Annotated in this window: 21 protein-coding genes, 2 tRNA genes, 1 pseudogene and 1 riboswitch; of the genes and pseudogenes, 20 read left to right on the top strand and 4 right to left on the bottom strand. The window is 44.2% G+C overall.

The window, feature by feature from the left end; all coding sequences use genetic code 11:
• Positions 1-124 precede the first annotated feature (124 nt).
• The 9 genes from D9X91_RS21095 to D9X91_RS21055 all read left to right on the top strand — a co-directional run bounded on the left by D9X91_RS21095 (position 125) and on the right by D9X91_RS21055 (position 7,668).
• A tRNA-Met gene (locus tag D9X91_RS21095) sits at positions 125-198 on the top strand.
• A gap of 41 nt (positions 199-239) precedes the next feature.
• Positions 240-316, top strand: a tRNA-Asp gene (locus tag D9X91_RS21090).
• A gap of 620 nt (positions 317-936) precedes the next feature.
• Entirely contained in the window at positions 937-1,392 is a 456-nt protein-coding gene (tsaE, locus tag D9X91_RS21085; protein WP_121682633.1) for a tRNA (adenosine(37)-N6)-threonylcarbamoyltransferase complex ATPase subunit type 1 TsaE, read from the top strand.
• Positions 1,389-2,093: a tRNA (adenosine(37)-N6)-threonylcarbamoyltransferase complex dimerization subunit type 1 TsaB gene (gene tsaB / locus D9X91_RS21080; RefSeq protein WP_121682632.1), complete on the top strand. Its 705-nt coding sequence runs from the start codon at positions 1,389-1,391 to the stop codon at positions 2,091-2,093. Before tsaE ends, tsaB begins: the two co-directional genes overlap by 4 nt.
• Positions 2,094-2,112: 19 nt before the next feature.
• Positions 2,113-2,568, top strand: coding sequence for a ribosomal protein S18-alanine N-acetyltransferase (gene rimI / locus D9X91_RS21075; RefSeq protein WP_233569880.1), 456 nt, complete (start codon positions 2,113-2,115; stop codon positions 2,566-2,568).
• Positions 2,558-3,577, top strand: coding sequence for a tRNA (adenosine(37)-N6)-threonylcarbamoyltransferase complex transferase subunit TsaD (tsaD, locus tag D9X91_RS21070; RefSeq protein WP_121682631.1), 1,020 nt, complete (start codon positions 2,558-2,560; stop codon positions 3,575-3,577). Before rimI ends, tsaD begins: the two co-directional genes overlap by 11 nt.
• Before the next feature lie 420 nt (positions 3,578-3,997).
• A riboswitch (SAM riboswitch) is annotated at positions 3,998-4,110 on the top strand.
• 79 nt (positions 4,111-4,189) lie between these two features.
• Positions 4,190-5,524, top strand: a complete 1,335-nt coding sequence (locus D9X91_RS21065) for a homocysteine synthase (protein ID WP_121682630.1) — start codon at positions 4,190-4,192, stop codon at positions 5,522-5,524.
• A 55-nt stretch (positions 5,525-5,579) separates the two neighbouring features.
• A complete protein-coding gene (gene metX, locus D9X91_RS21060; RefSeq protein WP_121682629.1) occupies positions 5,580-6,656 on the top strand; it encodes a homoserine O-acetyltransferase MetX in 1,077 nt (358 codons plus the stop codon).
• The gene (locus tag D9X91_RS21055; protein ID WP_121682628.1) at positions 6,646-7,668 is read left to right on the top strand and encodes a homoserine dehydrogenase; all 1,023 of its coding nucleotides are present in this window, start codon (positions 6,646-6,648) and stop codon (positions 7,666-7,668) included. Before metX ends, D9X91_RS21055 begins: the two co-directional genes overlap by 11 nt.
• 307 nt (positions 7,669-7,975) lie before the next feature.
• Here D9X91_RS21055 and D9X91_RS21050 read toward each other — a convergent pair whose 3' ends face one another.
• Entirely contained in the window at positions 7,976-9,916 is a 1,941-nt protein-coding gene (locus tag D9X91_RS21050) for an ABC-F family ATP-binding cassette domain-containing protein (protein WP_121682627.1), read from the bottom strand.
• A 145-nt stretch (positions 9,917-10,061) separates the two neighbouring features.
• Here D9X91_RS21050 and moaC point away from each other — a divergent pair, with 145 nt between their 5' ends.
• From moaC to tatC, 4 genes are read left to right on the top strand one after another with little or no spacing between them, the layout of a single operon-like run.
• Positions 10,062-10,550, top strand: coding sequence for a cyclic pyranopterin monophosphate synthase MoaC (gene moaC / locus D9X91_RS21045; protein ID WP_121682626.1), 489 nt, complete (start codon positions 10,062-10,064; stop codon positions 10,548-10,550).
• 30 nt (positions 10,551-10,580) lie between these two features.
• Positions 10,581-11,258, top strand: coding sequence for a redox-sensing transcriptional repressor Rex (locus D9X91_RS21040; RefSeq protein WP_121682625.1), 678 nt, complete (start codon positions 10,581-10,583; stop codon positions 11,256-11,258).
• A 49-nt stretch (positions 11,259-11,307) separates the two neighbouring features.
• Entirely contained in the window at positions 11,308-11,484 is a 177-nt protein-coding gene (locus D9X91_RS21035; protein ID WP_121682624.1) for a twin-arginine translocase TatA/TatE family subunit, read from the top strand.
• 15 nt (positions 11,485-11,499) lie between these two features.
• Complete coding sequence (tatC, locus tag D9X91_RS21030) at positions 11,500-12,267, top strand: twin-arginine translocase subunit TatC (protein ID WP_121682623.1); 768 nt, start codon at positions 11,500-11,502, stop codon at positions 12,265-12,267.
• 552 nt (positions 12,268-12,819) lie between these two features.
• Here the strand turns inward: tatC and D9X91_RS21020 are convergent.
• Positions 12,820-13,023 carry a YdiK family protein gene (locus D9X91_RS21020; protein WP_121682621.1) on the bottom strand — a complete coding sequence of 68 codons (204 nt, stop codon included), beginning with the start codon at positions 13,021-13,023 and terminating at the stop codon, positions 12,820-12,822.
• Positions 13,020-13,763: a CPBP family intramembrane glutamic endopeptidase gene (locus tag D9X91_RS21015; protein ID WP_121682620.1), complete on the bottom strand. Its 744-nt coding sequence runs from the start codon at positions 13,761-13,763 to the stop codon at positions 13,020-13,022. Before D9X91_RS21015 ends, D9X91_RS21020 begins: the two co-directional genes overlap by 4 nt.
• Before the next feature lie 588 nt (positions 13,764-14,351).
• On the opposite strand from D9X91_RS21015, the gene groES reads away from it, so the two are divergent.
• From groES to D9X91_RS21000, 3 genes are all read left to right on the top strand, one after another.
• Positions 14,352-14,639, top strand: a complete 288-nt coding sequence (gene groES, locus D9X91_RS21010; RefSeq protein ID WP_121682619.1) for a co-chaperone GroES — start codon at positions 14,352-14,354, stop codon at positions 14,637-14,639.
• 51 nt (positions 14,640-14,690) lie between these two features.
• The gene (groL, locus tag D9X91_RS21005) at positions 14,691-16,325 is read left to right on the top strand and encodes a chaperonin GroEL (RefSeq protein ID WP_121682618.1); all 1,635 of its coding nucleotides are present in this window, start codon (positions 14,691-14,693) and stop codon (positions 16,323-16,325) included.
• 236 nt (positions 16,326-16,561) lie between these two features.
• Positions 16,562-17,782, top strand: a complete 1,221-nt coding sequence (locus tag D9X91_RS21000; RefSeq protein ID WP_121682617.1) for a multidrug effflux MFS transporter — start codon at positions 16,562-16,564, stop codon at positions 17,780-17,782.
• Positions 17,783-18,023: 241 nt separating this feature from the next.
• Here the strand turns inward: D9X91_RS21000 and D9X91_RS20995 are convergent, their stop codons facing one another.
• On the bottom strand, positions 18,024-18,203 hold the full coding sequence (locus tag D9X91_RS20995; protein WP_121682616.1) for a hypothetical protein: 180 nt from the start codon (positions 18,201-18,203) through the stop codon (positions 18,024-18,026).
• A 269-nt stretch (positions 18,204-18,472) separates the two neighbouring features.
• Here D9X91_RS20995 and D9X91_RS20990 point away from each other — a divergent pair, with 269 nt between their 5' ends.
• The 4 genes and pseudogenes from D9X91_RS20990 to abc-f all read left to right on the top strand — a co-directional run bounded on the left by D9X91_RS20990 (position 18,473) and on the right by abc-f (position 23,078).
• Positions 18,473-19,663: a macrolide family glycosyltransferase gene (locus tag D9X91_RS20990; protein WP_121682615.1), complete on the top strand. Its 1,191-nt coding sequence runs from the start codon at positions 18,473-18,475 to the stop codon at positions 19,661-19,663.
• Between the two features lie 286 nt (positions 19,664-19,949).
• Positions 19,950-20,576, top strand: a complete 627-nt coding sequence (locus tag D9X91_RS20985) for a metal-dependent hydrolase (protein ID WP_121682614.1) — start codon at positions 19,950-19,952, stop codon at positions 20,574-20,576.
• 135 nt (positions 20,577-20,711) lie between these two features.
• Positions 20,712-20,918, top strand: a pseudogene (locus D9X91_RS20980) (LURP-one-related/scramblase family protein); the annotation flags it as partial.
• A 429-nt stretch (positions 20,919-21,347) separates the two neighbouring features.
• On the top strand, positions 21,348-23,078 hold the full coding sequence (abc-f, locus tag D9X91_RS20975; protein ID WP_121682613.1) for a ribosomal protection-like ABC-F family protein: 1,731 nt from the start codon (positions 21,348-21,350) through the stop codon (positions 23,076-23,078).
• The last annotated feature ends 400 nt before the right edge of the window (positions 23,079-23,478 follow it).

The following is a 23,478-nucleotide window of genomic DNA, read 5'->3' as shown; positions in this document are numbered from 1 at the left end:
GCTCTTCAGCGCCAATGGTAGTTGGGGGTTCTCCCCCTGCAAGAGTAGGACGTCGCCGGGCATATACATTTTTTATCTTCGCATATGCATAGCGCATAATGAAAATTGTATTTTTTCTCATCGTCGCGGGGTGGAGCAGTCTGGTAGCTCGTCGGGCTCATAACCCGAAGGTCGCAGGTTCAAATCCTGTCCCCGCAATCATTTTTTTAGGATTTTCACGTACGAATGAATATCCGATTGGTCCGGTAGTTCAGTTGGTTAGAATGCCTGCCTGTCACGCAGGAGGTCGCGGGTTCGAGTCCCGTCCGGACCGCCATTTTATATTTTAGAAGATACGAAACCTAGTTTCGTTTTTTTTATGTCTAAATTCCTAGATTCATTGATTTATTAACGAGAAAAAATAATTTGTCTAAATGCCTTCATCGAAAACCCTGATGAAGGCATTTTTTTAATATAGGCAGCTTTTTTTAGGAAGTAATAAGATTATTGGCAGGAGATCATCCATGCATATGTGTTGAATTGTTAAAAAAACACGACTATAGGAATGATTTCTACGAAAATTGCGGATTTATCTTCGAAATTCATATTTTATCTACGAAATTATCCAATATATCTTCGAAAATCCTCATATATCGATTATTCTCTCTTTCTCGACAAATTCCGCAACATCCAAACCAAAAGCGAGCATCCTGATATGGAAATTCAATACTCTATCCGTGATTCCCTTATCTCACGCAACTTCAGTCCAAGGAAAATTCAAACTGCAACTTTCCCTTCTCTTCGCCTCAGATCAAGCCGCCTCCGCTTTTTCCCTTTTGCACTTATTTTGAAAAAGTTGTACACTACTGATAGGTTGTTATCCTTGGGTTTGTTGTCTCAAGGATACTTTTTTATTGGATTTGTTATTGAAATTTGATTGATATAGAGGAGTTCATTATGAAGAAGTTTGAACTGATTTTATCCAGTCCCGATGAGACGCTGGAGTTTGCAGGGAAGCTGGGAGAGCGTTTGTTTCCTGGAGCGGTGCTTTTGCTCGAAGGCGATCTTGGAGCAGGGAAGACGACATTTACGAAGGGGCTGGCCAAGGGGCTCGGTGTGCGGAGGACGGTGAATAGTCCTACGTTTACGATCATTAAGGAATATCAGGGAAGGCTGCCGCTTTATCATATGGATGTTTATCGGTTGGGGGATTCGTTTGAAGATCTTGGCTTTGATGAGTATTTTGAAGGCGAAGGCGTTTCGGTTGTGGAATGGGCCCATCTTATAGAGGACCAGCTGCCTGAGGAGCGCTTGGAGTTGTCTTTGTATCATTATGGCAACGATGCGAGAAGATTGGTTGTTCAGCCGGTTGGCAGGAGATATGAACAGCTTTGTGAGGAGATAGTTGAATGAAAGTATTGGCAATAGATACATCGAATCATACACTTGGCTTGGCTTTGGTGGACGAGACGACCGTTGTCGGTGAATATATCACCAATCTTAAAAAAAATCATAGTGTCCGGGTCATGCCTGCGATTGAAATGTTATTGAACGATTGTGGGGTTAAACCGAAAGAGCTTACGAAGATTGTGGTTGCCAAGGGACCAGGCTCTTACACCGGTGTTAGGATCGGGTTGACGATAGCGAAGACATTGGCTTGGAGCTTGAATATACCGGTTGTCGGAATCTCAAGTCTTGCATTGGTGGCAGGGGTTGGAAGATATTTTGATGGATACATTTCTCCGTTGTTTGATGCTAGACGTGGACAGATTTATACCGGATTATATGGCTTTGACTCGGATGGGCTGAACACCATTAAACAGGATCAAAATGTAATGGCAGTCGATTGGGCAGAATCGCTGACAACATTAAATAAAAACGTGTTATTTGTCGGAAATGATACGGCAATGCATCGTGCAGCCATCGCTGAAATTCTTGGCGACAAGGCAGTCTTTGCTGAATTTACAGAGAATAATCCACGGCCAAGTGAACTTGCTTTATTAGGTATGCATGAAGTTGGAGATGATCTGCATTCACTTGTTCCGAATTATATTAGGTTGGTTGAGGCTGAAGCGAAGTGGCTGGTAGCCCAGCAAAATCAAGATCATGAATAGTTCGCTGGGGAGCATGGAAATGAAAAAAGTTCACTTCCGATTTATGACGACCGAGGATCTGGATGGCGTATTAGAGGTAGAAAAAGAGTCCTTCTCCATCCCTTGGAGCAGGGAAGCCTTTTATAACGAAATTGAAAATAATCAGTTTGCAGTATATATCGTTGCAGAGATGGAAGGGCAAATTGCTGGCTACTGCGGTGTTTGGCTTGTGCTTGATGAAGCACATATCACGAATGTAGCTGTATTGCCTGCATATCGCGGGATGAAGATCGGCCAGTCCTTAATGGAGAAAACGATGGATTTGGCCAGGGAACACGGCGCAGCGTCCATGACATTGGAAGTAAGAATGAGCAATGAGCCTGCCCAGGGGCTTTACCGCAAATTGGGATTCAAAAATGGCGGCATACGCAAACGATATTATACTGATAATCAAGAGGATGCTTTAATAATGTGGGTGAATTTTAATGAACAATAAAACAATTGTATTAGCAGTAGAGACGAGTTGTGATGAAACCGCGGCGGCAGTGATACAAAATGGAAATGAGATTCTTTCCAATATTGTCGCTTCACAAATCGAGAGCCATAAACGCTTCGGCGGGGTAGTTCCAGAGATTGCTTCAAGGCACCATGTTGAAGAAATCACGATTGTGATTGAAGAAGCCATGCAGCAAGCAAACGTGTCATTTGATGATCTGACAGCCATAGCTGTCACAGAAGGCCCCGGATTGGTGGGAGCACTATTGGTCGGTGTGAATGCAGCCAAGGCACTTGCCTTCGCCCATGGCATTCCGTTGGTCGGGGTGCATCATATCGCAGGTCATATTTATGCCAATCGGCTTTTGACAGAAATGAAATTTCCGCTTATATCTTTGGTTGTTTCCGGAGGACATACGGAGATTGTTTTGATGAGGGAACATGGATCCTTTGAAGTCATCGGGGAAACAAGGGATGATGCGGCAGGTGAAGCATACGATAAAGTTGCAAGGACATTGAATCTGCCTTATCCCGGCGGACCGCACATCGACAGGCTTGCCCATGAAGGAGAGCCGACGATTGATTTGCCGCGTGCATGGCTGGAAGAAGGCACTTATGATTTTAGCTTCAGTGGGCTGAAATCAGCGGTCATTAATACTCTCCATAATGCGGAGCAGAGGGGCGAAGCGATTGAACCCGCCGATATGGCAGCGAGCTTCCAGCAAAGCGTCATTGATGTGCTGGTGGCGAAGACGGTTAAAGCAGCAGAAGAGTATCAGGTGAAACAGGTCCTCCTGGCAGGCGGCGTTGCAGCCAATAAAGGGTTAAGACGGGAATTGGAGAAGGCATTTGCCTCCTTCGAAGAGATGGAGTTGATCATCCCGCCGCTTTCTTTATGTACGGATAACGCAGCGATGATCGGGGCTGCAGGAACGGTCCTTTATCAAAAAGGAAAGCGCAGCAATTATGCCATGAATGCCAATCCTGGCCTGGATATAGAATCGATGTAGTAAAATTAGAGCTCTTTTTCCGCATTGGAAAGGGAGCTTTTATATTTGCTCGGACATTTTTGGGTTAAAGCTCCGTTGGTCATTTGCGCAAAAAAATGGAAGAAGACGCAAATAAATGGATTTAGGCGCAAAAAACGAAAGTTGAACGCAAAAACCCCAAGGTTAAACGCAAAAAACCAAAATATCGCGCAAAAATGCAATTTGATTAATATTTCTTATTCCACAATCAATACAAGTTCGCCAGCCCCGTCAACTATTCCCTGCAGTCACCATTTATAAATTTTTTTTGCATCAATTTCACTAGCTGGTCATACAATAGGATAAATATTAAACGATTCATAATTATTAAAAAAATCGTTGACTTTTTCAATTCGCCTTGTTATTGTGTTTGATAACGAAACGAAAACTGAATAGCAATATCTCTTATCCAGAGAGGTGGAGGGGCTGGCCCTATGATACCTCGGCAACCTTCAGACCGTTCATTGGTTTGAAAAGGTGCTAATTCCTGCAGGTGTATTCCTGAAAGATAAGAGGAGGTAGCATGTACATATAATGACCCTCTTCTTATCGAAGAGGGTTTTTTTATTTGAATAAATTAGAGGAGGAATTTTCATGAGCAATGAATCGAAAGAATTGGGTTTAGAAACGTTACTTTTGCACGGCGGCCAGGAACCAGATCCGACAACAGGTTCAAGGGCGGTTCCGATTTATCAAACCAGCTCTTATGTTTTTGAAGATACCCATCATGCACAGCAGCTCTTTTCCCTTCAACAACCCGGCAATATTTATACCCGCATCATGAATCCAACGACAGATGTTTTCGAAAAGCGCATAGCACTTCTCGAAGGCGGCCTGGGTGCACTGGCAGTATCCTCTGGGATGGCAGCCATTACTTTATCCATCTTGAACCTTGCTGGCGCAGGGGATGAAATCGTCGCTGCGACCAACCTCTATGGAGGGACTTACAATTTATTTGCCGTGACGCTTCCGAAATACGGCATCAATGTGAAATTTGTCGATGCGCAGGATCCAGAAAACTTCCGCACTGCCATTACGGATAAAACGAAGGCCGTTTTCGCCGAGATTATCGGAAATCCAAGCTTGAACGTACTCGATGTTGAAAAAGTGGCAGCCGTTGCCCATGACAATGGAATCCCGCTCATTGTCGATAATACATTCGCTACGCCATATGTTTGCCAGCCAATAAAGTGGGGGGCTGATATCGTCGTTCATTCAGCTACAAAATGGATCGGGGGACATGGGAATTCCATCGGGGGCGTGATCGTGGATGGCGGTAAATTCGATTGGAACAGCAGTAAATTCCCTGGCTTTATCGAGCCTGATCCAAGCTATGATGGTCTCCGCTATGCCCAGGATGTCGGTGAGGCTGCTTATATTACAAAGGCAAGAGTACAGCTGCTGAGGGATTTTGGATCGTCATTGAGTCCTTTCAACGCTTTCCTTCTTCTGCAAGGATTGGAAACCTTGCATTTAAGAATTAAGGAACATAATCGAAATGCACAAACCATCGCTGAATATTTGGATGGCCATGCGTCGGTGGAGTGGGTTTCGCATCCAAGTCTGGAAAGCCATCCATCACACGAGCTGGCACAAAAATATTTAAAAGATGGATTCGGATCGATTGTCGTATTCGGAATTAAAGGCGGTCGTGAAGCAGGCAGGACCTTTATTGATCATGTTGAACTCTGGTCCCATCTGGCCAATGTCGGTGACGCCAAATCACTTGTGATCCACCCGGCATCCACCACACACCTTCAGCTAAGAGGTGAAGAACTGAAGAAGACCGGGGTTACGGAAGATTTAGTCCGTCTTTCTGTCGGCATCGAAACGGCAGCAGATTTAATCGATGATCTGGATCAGGCGTTGAAAAAAGGAACCGCAGCTGCTCAACAGAAGACAGTCCAAGAAGAAGCTGTCCGTCCATAAAGAAAATGGAAAAAGCAAAAGCATTGCGAATCTCGTTCCAAAAGGATGGGGTAGGATGGAATTATTTAGTCTCGATCATGAAGTAGAGAGCGGCCAAGTCAGCTTGGAAGCAATTCAGTTGGAATCCGGAGACATTCTGGAAGATATTAAAGTTGCTTATGAGCGTGCGGGAAACCTAAATCGACCGGTCATCCTTGTATGCCATGCGTTGACCGGCAATCAGCATGCTGCAGGAAAAGGGGGCGATCCAGGATGGTGGTCTGGCTTAATCGGTGAACAAAAGACAATCGATCTTCAAGAATGGCAGGTCATCAGCATGAATGTGCTGGGCGGTTGCCACGGAACGACAGGGCCGACGAGCATCGATCCCCGGACCCAAGAGTCATACCGCACCGATTTTCCATTCATTACGATCAGGGATATGGCCAAGGTTCATCACGCCGCATTGAAGGAGCTCGGCATCCATCAAATACATGCTGCAATCGGTGGTTCACTCGGCGGTATGCAAGTACTGGAGCTTGGCATCATGTACCCGGATTTTGTCCGTCATTTGTTCCCGCTGGCAGTCACGCCGTTTCTCTCCGATTATGGTATTGCCTTTAATGCAATTGGCAGGAAGGCAATTATTAATGATCCTTTATGGCAGGGCGGAAATTATGATCCAAGCGAACCTCCGCGTGATGGCCTGAGTACGGCAAGAATGGTCGGGATGGTTACCTACAGGACCTCGGCATCGTTTAACGATCGATTCAACAGAGTGAAGAAGGAAGAAGGCACAACGCATAACGGAAAAGACTTTGATGTGGAAAGCTACCTCCACTATCAAGGCGAAAAGCTGACTAAACGCTTTGATGCGAATAGCTATTTATATTTGCTGAAAGCCATGGATAGCCACGATATCGGAAGAAGACGAGGCGGGTGGAAGGAAGTGCTGAAGCATATCAAAGCCGATGTGACTGTAATTGGATACAAGGGCGACCTTCTTTATCCGCCCGAGATGATGAAGGAAATGGCAGAAGCGCTGCCATCCGCTTCGTTCCATGAAGTCGATACAACATATGGGCACGATGGTTTTTTAGTTGAATTTGAGAAATGGGGATCCATCATCAAGGAGGGATTATATGACGATTAATGCGGTCCTATTGGGGTTTGGGACGGTGGGCCAGGGAGTTTATCAAACGATCCATACCCATCGAAAAGAATTAAAGGAGCTTTTGGGAACAGACATTGAAATCAAAGGTGTATTAGTAAAAGATGAACATAAGATCAGGCCGATTGACCAGGATATCCTCGTAACCTCCAACTTTAGCGATCTGTTGAAGATTCCTCAGTTGGATTTGGTCATTGAAGCCATCGTCGGCTGTGAGCCTGCCTTCACATACAATAAAGCATTTTTGCAAAAAGGCATCCCCGTGGTAACAGCCAATAAAGAAATGGTGGCGCATAAAGGAAGTGAGCTAAAGCGAATCAGTGAAAAGAATGATGTGAGCTTCAGCTATGAGGCTGCCGTCGCTGGCGGTATTCCAGTCATCGGCGTCATCAGCCGATTACTGCATGCCAATCGCATCAATAAAATCGAAGGGATCTTGAATGGGACCTCCAATTTCATTTTAAGTACGATGCGAAAGGAGCAGACATCATTCGAAGAAACGCTGCAGCGTGCGCAGGAAAAAGGGTATGCAGAAGCAGACCCTTCCAATGACATTTTGGGAAGGGACAGCTTTTATAAAATCATGATCTTAAGTGACCTCGTATTTGGCGGCCAGCCGGATTGGGAACAGACGGAATGTACGGGGATTGATGAAGTAACGATCGAAAATATCCTCAAGGCACAGGAGGTCAATAAACGAATAAAATTGATCGCTGCTGTTGAGAGGGATGAATCAGAAACCATCAAAGCAAGTGTGAAGCCGGTCCTGCTCGATAGTGAACACCCACTATACGCGGTGGAGGATGTGGATAATGCTGTGAATATCCAAACGGATCTATTAGGAAATCTACTTCTGAAAGGACCGGGAGCCGGTGGGCTGCCGACAGCCAGTGCGATTTTACAGGATGTGGCCCTTTTGTTCGGACAAAAGGAAAAGGAAGAAACCGTATATGCCTCGGCAAGGAGCATTGCCAAAAGAGCAAGTCCTTACTAATAAGACAACTGTCCCAATAGCCGGGGCAGTTTTTTTTACAATAAGAGAACATTTGTTTTTGTGCACAGGCTGTGAATAACTTGTAGATAAGTTGTAAGTATATGTGTAAAAGCCAAGAGCAAAACAACAAATTACTTGTGTACAATTGTGGATAAATGGAGTTATTTTTGTGGATAATGTGGAAAAACTCTGTGGATCAACGATAAAATAGATTGGGGATGTGTATATAACTGTGGATAAGTTTGGGATAATGTGTGAATAAAATAGGATGACCGGCCATTTCATGGGCCAGTCATCCACAAATCTGTCAAGAATGGAGAAGCTCTTCCAGCTCTGTCCATTCCTCCATCAATAATTCTATTTCGCTTTTAGCCGCTTGGATGGCTTCATTATACTTCAATACCTTTTCGTGATCCTGAAAAATATCAGGTTCGCATAAAAGCTTTTCATTTTCTGCGACAGTCTGTTCCAATTCCTCAATTTTCTGCTCGATCTCTTCGATTCTTCTTTTTCGCTGACGCTCTACTTTTTTAGCTTCTTTATCTTTAAAGAACGCAGACTTGTCTGAGCTTTGTTCTTTTTCAGGCGTCTTTCCATTCTTTTCTCTTGAATCCCATTCAGCCAGTTCCTGCATTTCCTGCTTTTTCTCTACGTAATAATCGTAGTCGCCCAAATATTCATTGGCGCCATCTTTGGAAAGCTCCACCACTTTCGTCGCGATCCGATTGATAAAGTAGCGGTCATGGGAAACGAACAGAATCGTCCCTGGATAATCGATCAGTGAATTCTCGAGCACTTCCTTGCTGTCCAAGTCGAGATGGTTGGTAGGCTCGTCCAATATAAGAAAGTTGGCTTTCTGCATCATCAGCTTCGCGAGTGCAAGTCGTGCTTTTTCACCGCCGCTTAAGGCAGTGACCGGTTTTAGCACATCATCTCCGGAAAACAAAAAGTTTCCAAGTACCGTCCGGATTTCTTTTTCTGTATGTCCGGGATAATCATCCCACAGCTCTTGAAGGACGGTCTTTTTGGAAGAAAGTTCAGCTTGCTCCTGGTCATAATAGCCGATGGAGACGTTTGTCCCAAGCCGCAATTCACCATCGATCAGCGGAAGCTTCCCAACGATGCTTTTCAACAAAGTGGATTTGCCGATTCCGTTCGGTCCGACAAGCGCGATGCTCTCGCCTTTTGTGATTCTCATATCGACTTGATGGGAGACGGCCTCTTTTTGATAGCCGATGGACGCATCGTTGATTTGCAGCACTTCATTGCCGCTTTGCCGTTCAATATCAAATGAGAAGGTAGCGGACTTCTCATCTCCCAATGGACGGTCCATCAAGTCCATTTTTTCCAGCTTCTTTCGCCTGCTTTGCGCCCTTTTTGTCGTGGAGGCGCGGGCGAGGTTGCGCTGGATGAAATCCTGCAGTTTTGCGACTTCTTCCTGCTGCTTCTCATACTGCTTCATATCGCGTTCATATTCTTCTGCCTTCAATGAAAGATAGTCGCTGTAATTACCGACGTATTTACCTACTTTTTTTCGAGAAACTTCATATACTTGGTTCACGACTTTATCAAGGAAATAGCGGTCATGGGAGACAATCAGCACAGCTCCGTCATAACCTTGCAAATACTGCTCGAGCCATGATAACGTTTCGATGTCGAGATGGTTGGTCGGTTCATCGAGAATCAGAATATCAGGTTTTGTCAAAAGAAGCTTCCCGAGTGCGAGCCTCGTTTTCTGGCCGCCGCTCAGCGTGGATATTTTCGTATCATAGTCAAAGGAAGCGAAATTCAAGCCGTGCAGGACGGAGCGGATATCCGCTTCATATTGGTAGCCGCCTTGATCCTTGAATTCAATCTGGAGCTGGTCGTATTCCTTTAGAAGCTTTTCATACCGCTCCTGATTTTCATAAATGTGGGGATCGGCCATGCTTTGCTCCAGTCTGCGCAGTTCTCTTTCTTTCAAACGCAAACTTTCGAATACGAGGAGCATTTCGTCCCAAATCGACAGGTTGGACTCCAGTCCTGTGTTCTGGGCCAAGTAACCGATCGAGACGTCCTTTGGCTTCATGATGTCCCCGGAATCGAAGGAGAGCTGTCCGGCAATCATCTTAAGAAGCGTGGATTTACCGGCTCCATTTCGGCCAACGAGTGCAATGCGGTCTCTAGTTTGTACTTCAAGCTTTATATTCGATAAAATAAGTTCAGCACCAAAATATTTTGTGAGTTGTTGAACTTGCAATAAAATCATTATTTTCACCTCAGGTCAATGCTAGAGTAAGTGTATCCTATTTCGGACCATTTCGGCAATATTCCGGCATTTTTCAGGAGAGACTTTCAAAGTTAACAGACAATGGGAAGAAAATAGTGTATCATGTACGAAGAGGAGTTTATCGATGAGTAACTTTACGCATTTTAATGAAGAAGGCAGGGCCAAAATGGTGGATGTCAGCGCGAAACCGGATACCGTCCGCACAGCCATTGCACATTCCAGCATCGTGGTGAATCCTGTTGTCTACGACCAAATCCGGCACAATCAAAATAAAAAGGGCGATGTCCTGGCCGTAGCCCAAGTTGCCGGCATCATGGCGGCGAAAAAAACATGGGAAATCATCCCGATGTGCCATCCGATCCCATTGAAAGGAATCGATATTTCGTTCGAATGGGATGTGAAGGATGAAACGTACGAGCTCCTGATCTCTGTTTCTGTCAAAACGAAGGGAAGCACAGGAGTAGAAATGGAAGCGTTAACAGCAGCATCTGTCACGGCTTTGACCATATATGATATGTGCAAGGCAGTCGATAAAGGAATGAAGATCGGACAAACCTATTTAATAGAAAAGACGGGTGGGGTATCCAGCCCGGATTATAGAAGAGAAGGTTAACTAAGGACTTATTGTTTAGGGGATGAATTTATGACGCAAGAGCTAACAAAAATACCGCAAGCTACAGCAAAGCGTTTGCCGCTTTATTATAGGTTTTTGAAAAATTTGCATTCCTCCGGGAAGCAGCGCGTTTCTTCCGCTGAGTTGAGCGAAGCCGTCAAAGTGGACTCAGCCACGATCCGCAGGGATTTTTCCTATTTCGGGGCGTTAGGAAAAAAGGGTTATGGGTATAATGTGAATTACCTCCTGACTTTCTTCCGAAAGACGCTGGACCAGGATGAGCTGACGAAAGTGGCGCTCATCGGGGTAGGTAATTTAGGAACCGCATTTTTACACTATAATTTTCTTAAAAATAACAATACTAAAATAGAAATGGCGTTTGATATCGATGATGACAAGATTGGCTCATCGATTGGAGACGTGCCCATCTATAATCTGAATGATTTAGAAGAAAAGCTGAAGGAAGCGGGCGTGAATGTCGCCATTCTGACTGTCCCTGCGCCGGTTGCACAGAGCATCACAGACCAGCTTGTCGTTTCAAATGTAAAAGGCATCCTGAATTTCACGCCGGCTCGATTGAATGTTCCTTCCCACATCCGCGTCCATCATATCGACTTGGCCGTAGAACTTCAGTCGCTTGTTTATTTCCTTAAGCATTACCCGACCGATGAAACAGATTTGTCACAAGATGGAGACAAATCAGAATAGCTATTCCAAATAATTTCCGTTATGATAATCGTATAAGGAGGTGTGCGCAATGGCAGGTGTAGGTAGCATGATCGTGATCGTATTTGTAGCATTGCTGATTTTTGGCCCGAAGAAGTTGCCTGAATTGGGTAAAGCTGCTGGAAATACATTGCGCGAATTCAAGAACGCAACAAAAGGCTTAGCCGACGATGAAGACGAACCAAATAAAGAAAACGCTAAGCAATGATAGGATGATTGGCAAATGAGTCAACAAAATGACATGACGATATTCGAGCATATTGGTGAATTGAGAAAACGGCTGATTATCGTGGTCGTTTTCTTCTTCGTTGCGGTTATTATCAGCTTCTTTCTTTCACAGCCGTTGATACGATTCCTGCAGCACGCCGATGAAGCTTCAACACTGACCATGAATGCATTCCGGATTACGGATCCATTCAAAGTCTATATGCAAATGATTTTTTTCCTGGCTATCATACTTACTTCCCCGGTGATCCTGTTTCAGCTATGGGCATTCATCAGTCCCGGGCTCTATGAAAGGGAGCGGAAGGTGACGTTGAGCTACATCCCTGTCTCCGTGCTCTTGTTCTTGGCAGGGCTGTCGTTTTCCTATTTCATTTTATTTCCGTACGTGATCAAGTTCATGATGAACCTTTCGGGTCACTTGGAAATCCATCAGGTCATTGGGATCAATGAATATTTTCAGTTTTTATTTCAAATCACGATTCCGTTCGGATTCTTGTTCCAGCTTCCGGTCGTAACGCTTTTCCTGACAAGGCTCGGCATCGTGACGCCAATGTTTTTGGCAAGTATCCGGAAATACGCCTATTTTGTCCTGCTTGTCATCGCAGCCTTCATCACGCCGCCGGATCTTGCGTCGCATATGATGGTGACCGTGCCGCTGCTCATCCTTTATGAGATCAGCATCGGGATTTCCCGGATCGGCTACCGAAAAGCGATGGAAGCAGAACGAATGCTCGAAGAACAGGAGCATGAAAGCAATCCGTTATAAAAAAAGGGCTTCCGTCGTGGGAGCCTTTTTGTTTTTTGAAAAATTATTGAGAATCTGCTTGTGTTGATTTCCGCTGCGGGCGGACGCTTTCCGCGGGCGGGGCCGAGCCGCTTCCCTCGCTACGCTCAGTCCAGGGTCTCGACTGTCCCGCTTTTCCCGCTGGAGTCGCCGCCCTCCGCTCCAATCAACTACATACAAAGTTGACCGCCTAAAAAAAATTGACTTCATGATGAAGGTAAATCAACTCAGCGATCGTTTACAGTTATAAATGCTAATAACTGATCATATTTACATTGGTCATTTCCTCGAACGTTCCGCAGTTAGAAAAAAGTGATAAGAAAATAGCCTTTTCGTAATGCTTGTTGCTAAAAGAAATTATTCAGTGGATTGGAGCGGAAGGCACTTGACTCCGGCGGGAAATAGAGGGAAGAGGGAGACCCCGCAGGCGAAGCCGAGGAGGCTCCCGTCCCTCCCCGCGGAAAGCAAGTGCCTGCAGCGGAAAGAAACGGACGAACGTGTTAGCCAATTAAAAGGACTTCCGCCATGGAAGTCCTATTTTTTTCTATTCTTTTTCTTAATGCGGAAATGCAGTGAAATCATCCGCACTCCGGAGCCAAAATCCAAGGTCGCCAGTAAAATCAACACATAGGCGAAAAATCCCCAGCCATGGTCATTGACATTTTGTATCGCGAAAAAGGTGAAAAAAGCACCCAATAAGCAATAAAAAAGTCCGTACATCATAGGTGACTGTCTCATGAAAAAAATCCTCCAATGAATCCTTGCATTTTATCTGCTTCATGCATCAACCGTTCAATATCGTCCTTGAAAACAGATTGCGCGATCACGACCACGGTATTCATCGTGACATGTGCAAAGATCGGCACAATGATCCGTTTTGTCCGTACGTAAAGAAAAGCAAAAGTAAAGCCCATCGCTGTGTAAAGAATAATATGAATCGGTTCAAAGTGGGCCAAAGCGAAAATCAACGAGCTGATCAGTGCGGAAACGGAAAATGGAAACCGTTCATACAGGCTGCCGAAAATGATCTTTCGGAAAATGATCTCTTCCAGGATCGGACCGCAAATCGAGCTCACCAAAATGACAATCGGCGTCGCTTCAATGATGGATATGATCTTTTTCGTATTTTCCGACCCCATCGGAATCCCGAGCATCCTTTCGATATTAATGGCGATCGACTGGGCGATGAAGGCGAGGAATACGCCGCCGATTGCCCATAGGATTGAAGCGCCTGTGGAAAGGGGGACGGCCCGATCCATTTTCGTATGCTTTTCTGTCTTTCGAAGGATGAGCAGCACAATCACTAAAGCGATCGTAAAGCTGACGACGATCCAGATTGCATTGGCCAGCGATTTCATTGCCGCATCATTGACATCGAAGAAGGCTGTACCGATTTTATAAACTATAGGATAACCAACGATTCCCGATAATTGCATGACAATATATGTGATTAAAATATAGGCATACTCTTTTTTCACAGTGCGTGAACTTCCTCTCATAGGTAATGTATGAAGCCGTTCAAGTTAAAAGGCTGTTCTTCCAAAGACTGTTGTGTTAGCAACGTTTATTAAAAAACATCTGATTATATTGTGTTGATTGGAGCGGAAAGTACGAGACTCCGGAGGGATCAGCAGGCAGGATGAGACCCCGCAGCGAAGCGAGGAGGCTCATCGCCCGCCCCTCGGAAAGCGAGCATCCTTCCGCGGAAATCAACAATCATTTAAATAAACAATCCTTTAGAAAAAAGCCTTGAATAAAAACACAGTTAAAGCTAACAGCACTTTTAAAAGAAATCATTTTTCATTCTACTAGTATTCATCTTAAGGTTCAAATAGGAACCCTTCAATAGAAAAAGTACATATATTTTCTTAAACAACATATTTTATTAGGGTGTGCAAAAACCGCATGAAAATGAGAAAATAAAGAGACGAAATTTTTTTATAAAATTTACAAGTTCTCGCTTGCAAAAATGAAGTGATTTATTTAATATAATAATTGTGTTAGCACTCATTGAGATAGAGTGCTAATAAATAATCTACATATTGAATTCAAGGAGGTTGTTTCACTTGTTAAAACCACTAGGTGATCGCGTTATTATTGAGCTAGTCGAGTCAGAGGAAAAGACTGCAAGCGGAATCGTACTGCCGGACTCAGCGAAAGAAAAGCCACAAGAAGGTAAAGTTGTTGCAGTTGGAACAGGCCGTGTGCTGGAAAGCGGAGAGCGTGTAGCTCCTGAATTAACGGTTGAAGACCGCATTATCTTCTCTAAATATGCTGGTACAGAAGTGAAATACCAAGGCACTGAATACTTAATCCTTCGCGAAAGCGATATTTTGGCAGTAGTAAGCAAGTAATCAAATTATAAATAAGAAATAGATCAAAAATAATGAGGAGGTTTTTTTACAATGGCTAAAGAAATTAAATTCAGCGAAGAAGCTCGCCGTTCGATGCTTCGCGGTGTGGATAAATTAGCGGATGCTGTAAAAGTAACTCTTGGACCTAAAGGACGCAACGTGGTGCTTGAGAAAAAATTCGGTTCCCCGTTGATCACGAATGATGGTGTGACAATCGCGAAAGAAATCGAACTTGAAGATGCATTCGAAAACATGGGTGCGAAGCTTGTTGCTGAAGTAGCAAGCAAAACAAACGATGTAGCCGGTGACGGTACTACGACTGCAACGGTTCTTGCACAAGCGATGATCCGTGAAGGTCTTAAAAACGTGACAGCTGGTGCAAACCCTGTAGGTCTTCGCAAAGGGATCGAAAAAGCTGTTCAAGTTGCGATCGAAGAGCTTAAAGCCATCTCTAAACCAATCGAAGGCAAAGAGTCCATCGCACAAGTTGCGGCGATCTCTTCAGCTGATGAAGAAGTCGGCCAATTGATTGCTGAAGCGATGGAGCGCGTTGGAAACGACGGCGTCATCACTATCGAAGAATCAAAAGGATTCTCAACTGAGTTGGATGTAGTGGAAGGTATGCAGTTCGACCGCGGCTACGCTTCTCCATACATGGTGACAGACTCCGATAAAATGGAAGCTGTCCTTGAAAATCCATATATCTTGATCACAGATAAAAAGATCACAAACATTCAAGAAATCCTTCCTGTCCTTGAGCAGGTTGTACAGCAAGGCAAGCCATTATTGCTTGTAGCTGAGGATGTTGAAGGTGAAGCACTTGCTACATTGGTAGTGAACAAACTTCGCGGAACATTCAATGCAGTTGCTGTTAAAGCTCCTGGATTCGGTGATCGCCGTAAAGCGATGCTTGAAGACCTTGCTATCCTTACTGGCGGCGAAGTCATCACAGAAGATCTTGGATTGGATCTTAAATCTGCAAGCATCGACCAATTGGGCCGTGCAGCGAAAGTTGTCGTCACAAAAGAAAACACAACAGTTGTTGAAGGCTCTGGCCAAACGGACAAAATTGCTGCCCGCGTCAACCAAATCCGCGCTCAATTAGAAGAAACTACTTCTGAATTCGACCGTGAAAAACTACAAGAACGCCTTGCGAAATTAGCTGGCGGTGTAGCAGTAGTCAAAGTTGGTGCAGCTACTGAAACAGAATTGAAAGAGCGCAAACTCCGCATCGAAGACGCCTTGAACTCTACTCGTGCAGCAGTAGAAGAAGGTATCGTTTCCGGTGGTGGTACTGCCCTTGTGAACGTATACAACAAAGTCGCTTCCCTTGAAACAGCAGGCGACGAAAAAACTGGCGTGAACATCGTTCTTCGTGCACTTGAAGAGCCAATCCGCCAAATCTCCCACAACGCTGGACTGGAAGGTTCAATCGTGGTTGAACGCCTAAAACGCGAAGAAGTCGGAGTTGGCTTCAACGCAGCAACTGGCGAGTGGGTAAACATGATCGAATCCGGTATCGTGGATCCGACAAAAGTAACTCGTTCTGCACTTCAAAACGCAGCTTCTGTTGCAGCAATGTTCTTGACTACTGAAGCAGTAGTAGCGGACATTCCTGAAGAAGGCGGCGGCATGCCTGACATGAGCGGCATGGGCGGAATGGGTGGAATGGGCGGCATGATGTAATTAGCCCCCACACCTTTTAAATCCCTCTGGACCTTTTGGTTCGGGGGATTTTTTTGTTGTGTGAATCAGGGGAACCGTTCTGTTTTTTTCAATAAACGAAACGCGAGAACTGTCCCCATGTTTTACCCCCCATCTTTCACCCATGTCCCAAAACATTTTTAGTGAAAGTTTTTCTTTAACGTTATACACTTATAGGCGTGATTTAATTATTACAACTTAGATGGGGGAATATAGATTTGAATACTTTATCAAAGTCCAAGCGGTTGCAGCTTGCTCTGTTACTAGGGTCGCTATCGCTTATTGGTCCTTTTACAATAGATACCTATTTGCCTTCGTTTCCAACGATTGTGAAGGATTTTCATACGCATGCTTCTTTGGTGCAAATCAGCTTGACGACTTGCTTGCTGGGGTTGGGATTCGGGCAATTGCTGATAGGGCCGTTGAGTGATATAACAGGCCGTCGAAAGCCGCTCATTATTTTTCTTAGCTTGTATTTACTCTCTTCATTGACATGTGCGGCGGCACCAAATATTTATACATTGATTGTGTCGCGGTTTATTCAAGGTTTTGCGGCAGCAGGCGGACTGGTTATATCCAGGGCCGTGGTACGCGACCTTTATAGCGGAAGGGAACTCACGAAGTTTTTTGCATCGTTAATGCTGATCGGAAATCTTGGTCCCATTATCGCACCGATCTCGGGTGGCCTTATTCTTACGTTTGCCAATTGGAAAGGTGTTTTCATTGCCCTGGCTTGTATTGGCCTCATTCTCATTTTGTCGGTTACGTTGAAACTGGAGGAGACGCTGCCTGCCGAAAAACGGATTCCAAGCAATTTTAAACAAGTCATCGGCAACTTTGGCTCTTTGCTGAAGGACCGTGAATTTGCAGGATATGCCTTTACACAAGCCTTTACTGTGGCCGGCATTTTTGCTTATGTATCTGGCATCTCCTTTGTTTATCAGAATATATACGGTGTTTCACCTCAGATCTTTAGCTTGCTCTTTGGTGTCAATGGCATCGGGTTAGTCATTGGTACACAACTTGTTGGGCGGTTTTCGATTTTTTCTGAGAAAACGTTCTTGAAGATCGGCCTGCTTCTTTCTAATACAGCCGCGATGTTCCTGCTTTTTGCTCTGATCATAAAAGCACCGTTAATAGCGGTTGCGGTCCCTATTTTCTTTGTTGTCATGTCGATTAGCATTATCGGGACATCTTCCTTTTCATTGGCAATGGAAACCAAGGGGCATATGGCCGGAAGTGCTTCAGCGTTATTGGGTGTGCTGCCATTTCTACTAGGCTCATTGACATCCCCATTAGTCGGGATTGCAGGAGAATATACAGCCATACCAATGGGAATTGTGATGTCTTCAGCCAGCTTCATGGCCTTTTTATCCTACTTTGTCTTAGTCAACAAAGGTTCCATCCATTTAAAACCAGGTAGAAAACTTTATCAATAATCATCTTTTCTCTATAAATCCTCCCCTCTGCATGATGATCAAGAGGGGAGGATTTTTGTTGTTTATGATACCAATATCGGCAAGGAGTTAATTAGAAATCAGAAAAAGCCTTACATCACAAGAGGATGTAAGGCTTTTTCTGCTATGGTGAAAACACGAGAATTGCTGCTGCATATCAATGAAATGGGATAGTAAACCTGTCCCCATTTCCCAAATTTCCTTATATATAAGGGCTGTCCTTTTAACGCTTTTCGTCCCCTTGTTCTTGACTTTCTTTGTTGAGTTGTAGCTTTTTCATTTCCAACTCTAGTTTCTTATCTTCTAGCTCTAATTTTCTTTTCTTTAGGTCATAATTGATGACAAAATATAAAAAAATGAAAGTCATACCAACAATTACTGAAAGAAACAAAAATAGGTCCAAACTTATCTCCCCCCAGATAAACAGAATCAAGCTTGCATCTTTGTTCATTTATTATACTAATAAGTAATCACATTATGTTAATTTCTTTTAGCGATCCTGCTTAAGTCAGTTAAATAAGCTTTTTCCTCTACAAATTCCTCTCACTGCCAACCATCGACGCGGGTCAAAGGAATCAACTTTCGTTTATCCGGTCCGCTTTCCTTTACTGCCGTAAAAAGTGAATGGTACGCTTCACGTGTTACTAAAAAGCGGTAAAGGAGATTGTATGAATGGGTAATGTCCTTATGTTTAATTTTCCTGGTGAAGGCCATGTCAATCCGACGATTGCGCTTGTTGAGGAACTGATTCAACAAGGGGAGCACGTCGTTTACTACTGTATCGAAGATTATCAAAATAAAATTGAAAAGGCTGGCGCGGAATTTCGTGCCTATGAAAACTTCCTTCCACGTATGGAGAAAGGCAAACCTCGCAAGGGTGGAGAGATTGCCCAGCCGCTCATAAAAGGGATGGACCGTGTCATTGAGGAAGTCCTTCCAGAGGTGAAGGCTGAAGAATACGACTATGTCATTTATGATACAAACTTTGCGGCGGGAAAAATCATCGCCGATCAGCTTCAATTGCCGAAGATTTCTTCCTGCACGACTTTCGCTTTGAATCAGGAGATTTTCTCGAGTTTTACGGTCGATCGTGAAAAAATGAAAATGGACATTCCGGATGATGAAGAAATAAAAGATATACTTGGCAAATGGAACGAACAGTACGATTTCCCTGTCCAAGGCTTTACTGAAATCATGTACCATCCGGGCGACATGACGCTGGTGTATACGTCAAAGTTATATCAGCCTTATGCCGATCATTTTGATCACACGTATAAATTCGTCGGTCCTTCAGTCAACAAGCGAAAAGATGTGGAGCCTTTATCCTTTGAAGATAATTCAAAAAGCCCGCTGATCTACATTTCGATGGGGACTGTATTTAATGAGCAGCCGGAGTTTTATCAGACGTGTTTTGAAGCATTTAAAGAAAGCGACGCAACCATCCTGATGTCGGTAGGGAAGAAGACAGATATCAGTCAGTTAGGCGATATCCCAGAAAACTTCAATGTTTACAATTATGTTCCGCAATTGGATGTATTGCAGCAAGTGGATCTCTTCATTACCCACGGCGGGATGAACAGTTCCAGTGAAGGGCTGTACTTCGGTGTCCCTATGATCGTCATTCCGGCAGGCGCCGACCAGCCGCTGATTGCCAAGCGAATCGAGGAATTAGAGGCAGGATTTGCCCTGGACCCGGAGCACCTCGATGCTGAAAAACTGAAAAGTGCTGCCGAGCGTGTCTTGGCGAATCCAGCTTATGAGGAGAACAGCCGGAAAGTCGGTGCCTCCCTGCAACATGCGGGAGGCTACAAGAAAGCGGTCGAAGAAATCTTTTCATTTAAACAAAAGAATCAAATTCAATAAAAAAGAACAAGTTGCTCTAACTTTGGTAATAAAACTGCTTCCTTAAGGAGGCAGTTTTTTGTGTTTTTGTATGGCTGTTTTCTAAAAGGAGTGGCAGGTTCGAGACTCCGGAGGGAATAGCGGGACAGGTGAGACCCCGCAGCGGAAATCAACCATACTCTATTTGTGGCAACCAAAGAGAAAAAAGAAATAATCCCACTTTCCCATGTTCAAATCGAGTCAAAACGTCTATCATAAAAGTCTGGAAACCCTACATAAATCTGGACATCAACGAAGGAGGACACAATTGAACGGTACAGCACATATGACAGTGGGAGCAGCAACGGGATTCATTGTGGCCAATTCATTTGGATCCACTCCAGGCACGACGGCAGCACTTGTCGGAATCGGCGGTGTAGCAGGATTGATGCCTGACTTGGACGTTGACGGCAAGCTTTCTAATAAAGTAACCTTTTCACCGAAAATGATCCGGGCCGTCGCCCAAATCATCGGCTTCTTGATGATGTTGTACAGCTACCTGCAAGGAGTGGGAACTGAGCGCTGGCTCGGCGTCGGATATGGAGCGGCGATGATGGCGTTAAGTAGCTTCATCACCCAGAGGAGGATGCTGACCATCACCGGCATCGGTGTGATCGCATGCGGCTGGCAGCTGAACGAAACATGGCTGTGGCTCTTAGGTATCTACATACTAGGGGCTTCGCTCGTTTCGCATCGAACATATACGCACTCCGTCCTCGGGGTGATTTACTTTAGTATTGTCGCGCGCCACTTGGATTCCTATTTAATGATGAATGGGGTATATGAAGCATGCATGGTCGGGTACTGCAGTCATCTGATCGGGGATATGAAATTCCTTCCTTTCAATAAACGAGGAGTCAAACTGTTCCTCCCATTATCATCGAAAGAAATATAGGTTGAAAATTTCTAAGAGTAGAAGTTGAAAAGCCGGCTTTAATTCCGTTTCAAGGGAAAAAGCCGGCTTTTTCTTATATATAAGTGTTAAATAAGTCCTCATTCTTTTATAAGCTTGAAAACTTTTTAGTATTTGGGAAACTGGCTGAACAAGGATTTTCGAGTCTTGCAGCATGGTGAAGTAATCGGCCAAGTGAGCAAGGAGTGGTTCACGTGGGGCGACAGCTATAAGGTCCAAATATTCAAAGAAGAGATGGAAACTATCCTGATTGCCCTGGTTGTCGCGATTGATTGTGTGAAGGCTGACCAGGCAGCTGCTTCCTCTGCAGCTGCGGATAGTTGAGCTTTTCATAAAATTTCTTGGATTTTCAAAGATCTCGGGAATGGTGTAGGGGAGCAGTTCCCATGTTTCAAAACGAAAAATGATTGACAATCGCATCCATGTAAAAATATACTAATGATGAAAGTGGAAATCTAGAAAAGGAATGGTACTGAGCGAATGTGGAATTAATCTTATTTTTAGAAGGGATAACACTCATATGAATTTGAAAATGAGAACCTGGAGAAATAGGATTAGTCTGTCCATACGAGCCTTTGCCGTTTACCTTACAAATACACACAGAGCTCTTTTTGTGCCTGTATTTGTATGGAATTAAACGTTTGCATGTTTATTTGTGATGGATATAGATACTAGCCTCTCCAGGGTTCTTGGAGAGGCTTATTTTATTTTGAAAAAAACCTCTCAAAAAGAACGTAAATAGAGGTGATTGCTATGACAATGGTCATACAAGGAAAAGGATTGCAGAAAAGTTTTGGAGAACGGGAAATCCTGCGGGATGTTCAATTTGATATACGAAAAGGGGAGAAGATCGGCCTCGTCGGCTGGAATGGTGCTGGGAAGTCGACGTTTGTGAAAATCATTATGGACATGATGAAGCCTGAAAAAGGATCTGTGACGATGTCGCCTGCGAACTTGAAAATCGGCTACTTGCCGCAGTCGACGGATTATTCATTGTCGCTTGATTCTGAACTGTTGAATGATGGGGAGAAGTTATTGGAGACCAGCAAGCTGCTTGGCCTGCCTAAAGATCGATTGGATGAAGAGGAGTTCCCGCATTTAAGCGGGGGAGAAAAGCTGAAGTTGTCCCTTGCGAAAATTTGGGCGAATTCTCCGGAGTTCTTAATCTTGGATGAACCGACCAACCACTTGGATATGCAGGGGGTGGGCTGGCTGATCGATGAGATGAGAAGCTACTCGGGGGCAGCCATTATCATTTCTCATGACCGCTATTTTTTAGACGAAACCGTATCGAAAATATTTGAGCTGGAAGATGGAGTGCTCACGGTATACGAGGGGAATTACTCGGGTTATCGCCAGGAGAAGCAAATAAGGTACGAACAGCATAAACGGGATTATGAAAAGCAGCAGCGGAAAGTAGAGATGATTGAAAAGCAGATGACCAACTTAAAAGAATGGTCTGCGAAGGCCCATCGCCAAGCGGGGAAGGGAGGATCAAATTCGGAAAACCGCCAGATGGGGCTGCGTGAATTCGAGCGGGCCAAGGCAAAGAAAACGGACAATCAGGTAAAGTCTAAGATGAAACGGCTGAATCTTGAATTATCGAAGAACGAAGTGAAAAAGCCGAAAGAAGAGAAATCTGTTACGTTTCAATTTGAATCAGACATAAAGCGGGGAAAACGGATCCTCGAAGCAAAAGGAATCAAAAAACAGTTCGACAGCCGCGTGCTGTTTGATAAAAGCAGCTTTTATATAAAGCATGGGGAAAGAATCGGCTTGCTTGGATCTAATGGAGCAGGCAAAACGACATTTATCAATATACTGCTTGAGAAAGAGCCCCTTACTAGCGGCGATCTGTGGATCAGTGAATCTACGAAATGTGCTTACCTATCGCAGGATGTCAGCGACCTGCCAAGCGAAAAGACACCGTTAGAATATTTAGATCTAACGGAGAAGAATCTGCAGACGAAAGCCAGAACCCTCATTTCGACTATGGGGATCGGGCAGGAAATCCTGGCGAAGCCCATTTCGCAGTTAAGTCTTGGGGAGCGGACGCGGATCAAGCTCATTCAGATGATCCTAATGGAATATGACTTGTTGATTTTAGATGAGCCGACCAACCATCTGGATTTGCCGAGCAGGGAAGAGCTGGAGAGAACGCTCAGTACGTTTACCGGCACCCTGATCATCGTATCGCATGACCGATATTTGATCGAGAAGTTGTGTACGAAATTACTGGTCATTGAAAATGGAAGGATTCATCCTTATGAAATAGGGTTGAAGGAATACGAGGAACGAAAAAAGAACGTGCATTCACAAGAAGAACGAAATGTCCTCGAGGAGCTTGCCCTGGTGGAAACAAAAATGACGGAACTTCTGGGCAAAATTAGCTACTTGGTAAAAGATACAGAGGAATATAATCGAATCGATATGGAACTTTCTGCGTGTATGAATGCGAAGCGTGAATTGAAGAAGCTTTTATGACTCTCTTAAATGAAAGGGAGCTGAAATATAGAAAACCACTTCTAAATTGAGGAAGTGGTTTTTTCTAATTAGGCGAAGTCTTGCGCGGAATCAACAGCGGTGTATGAACAAATCATTCTTTCAGTCCTATATGGTTAGTCCTTAGAGTGGGGTGATTATGTTCGTTCCAATCTCATTTTTGATATGTTCATGTACCTATCGAACCATTTGAATGAACAGGAATTATTTGGCGAAGAAAACTTGATGAAGCATTTGTCGAATAAATAGATGCTATAGACCTATGAATTTTAACAATTGTAACATAAAGCGTTTTATTTCCATCGTTTTTTGAACTTATAATCCAAATGTCCCCATTATTTCTATTCAATCCCTACTTCTTTTATCCTGATAATTATTTTAA

It is taken from the genome of Falsibacillus albus (assembly GCF_003668575.1).
GTDB classification, from domain to species: Bacteria; Bacillota; Bacilli; order Bacillales; family DSM-25281; genus Falsibacillus; species Falsibacillus albus.
The sequence above is the reverse complement of the archived record's forward strand: the minus strand, read 5'-3'. Positions and strand labels throughout refer to the sequence as shown.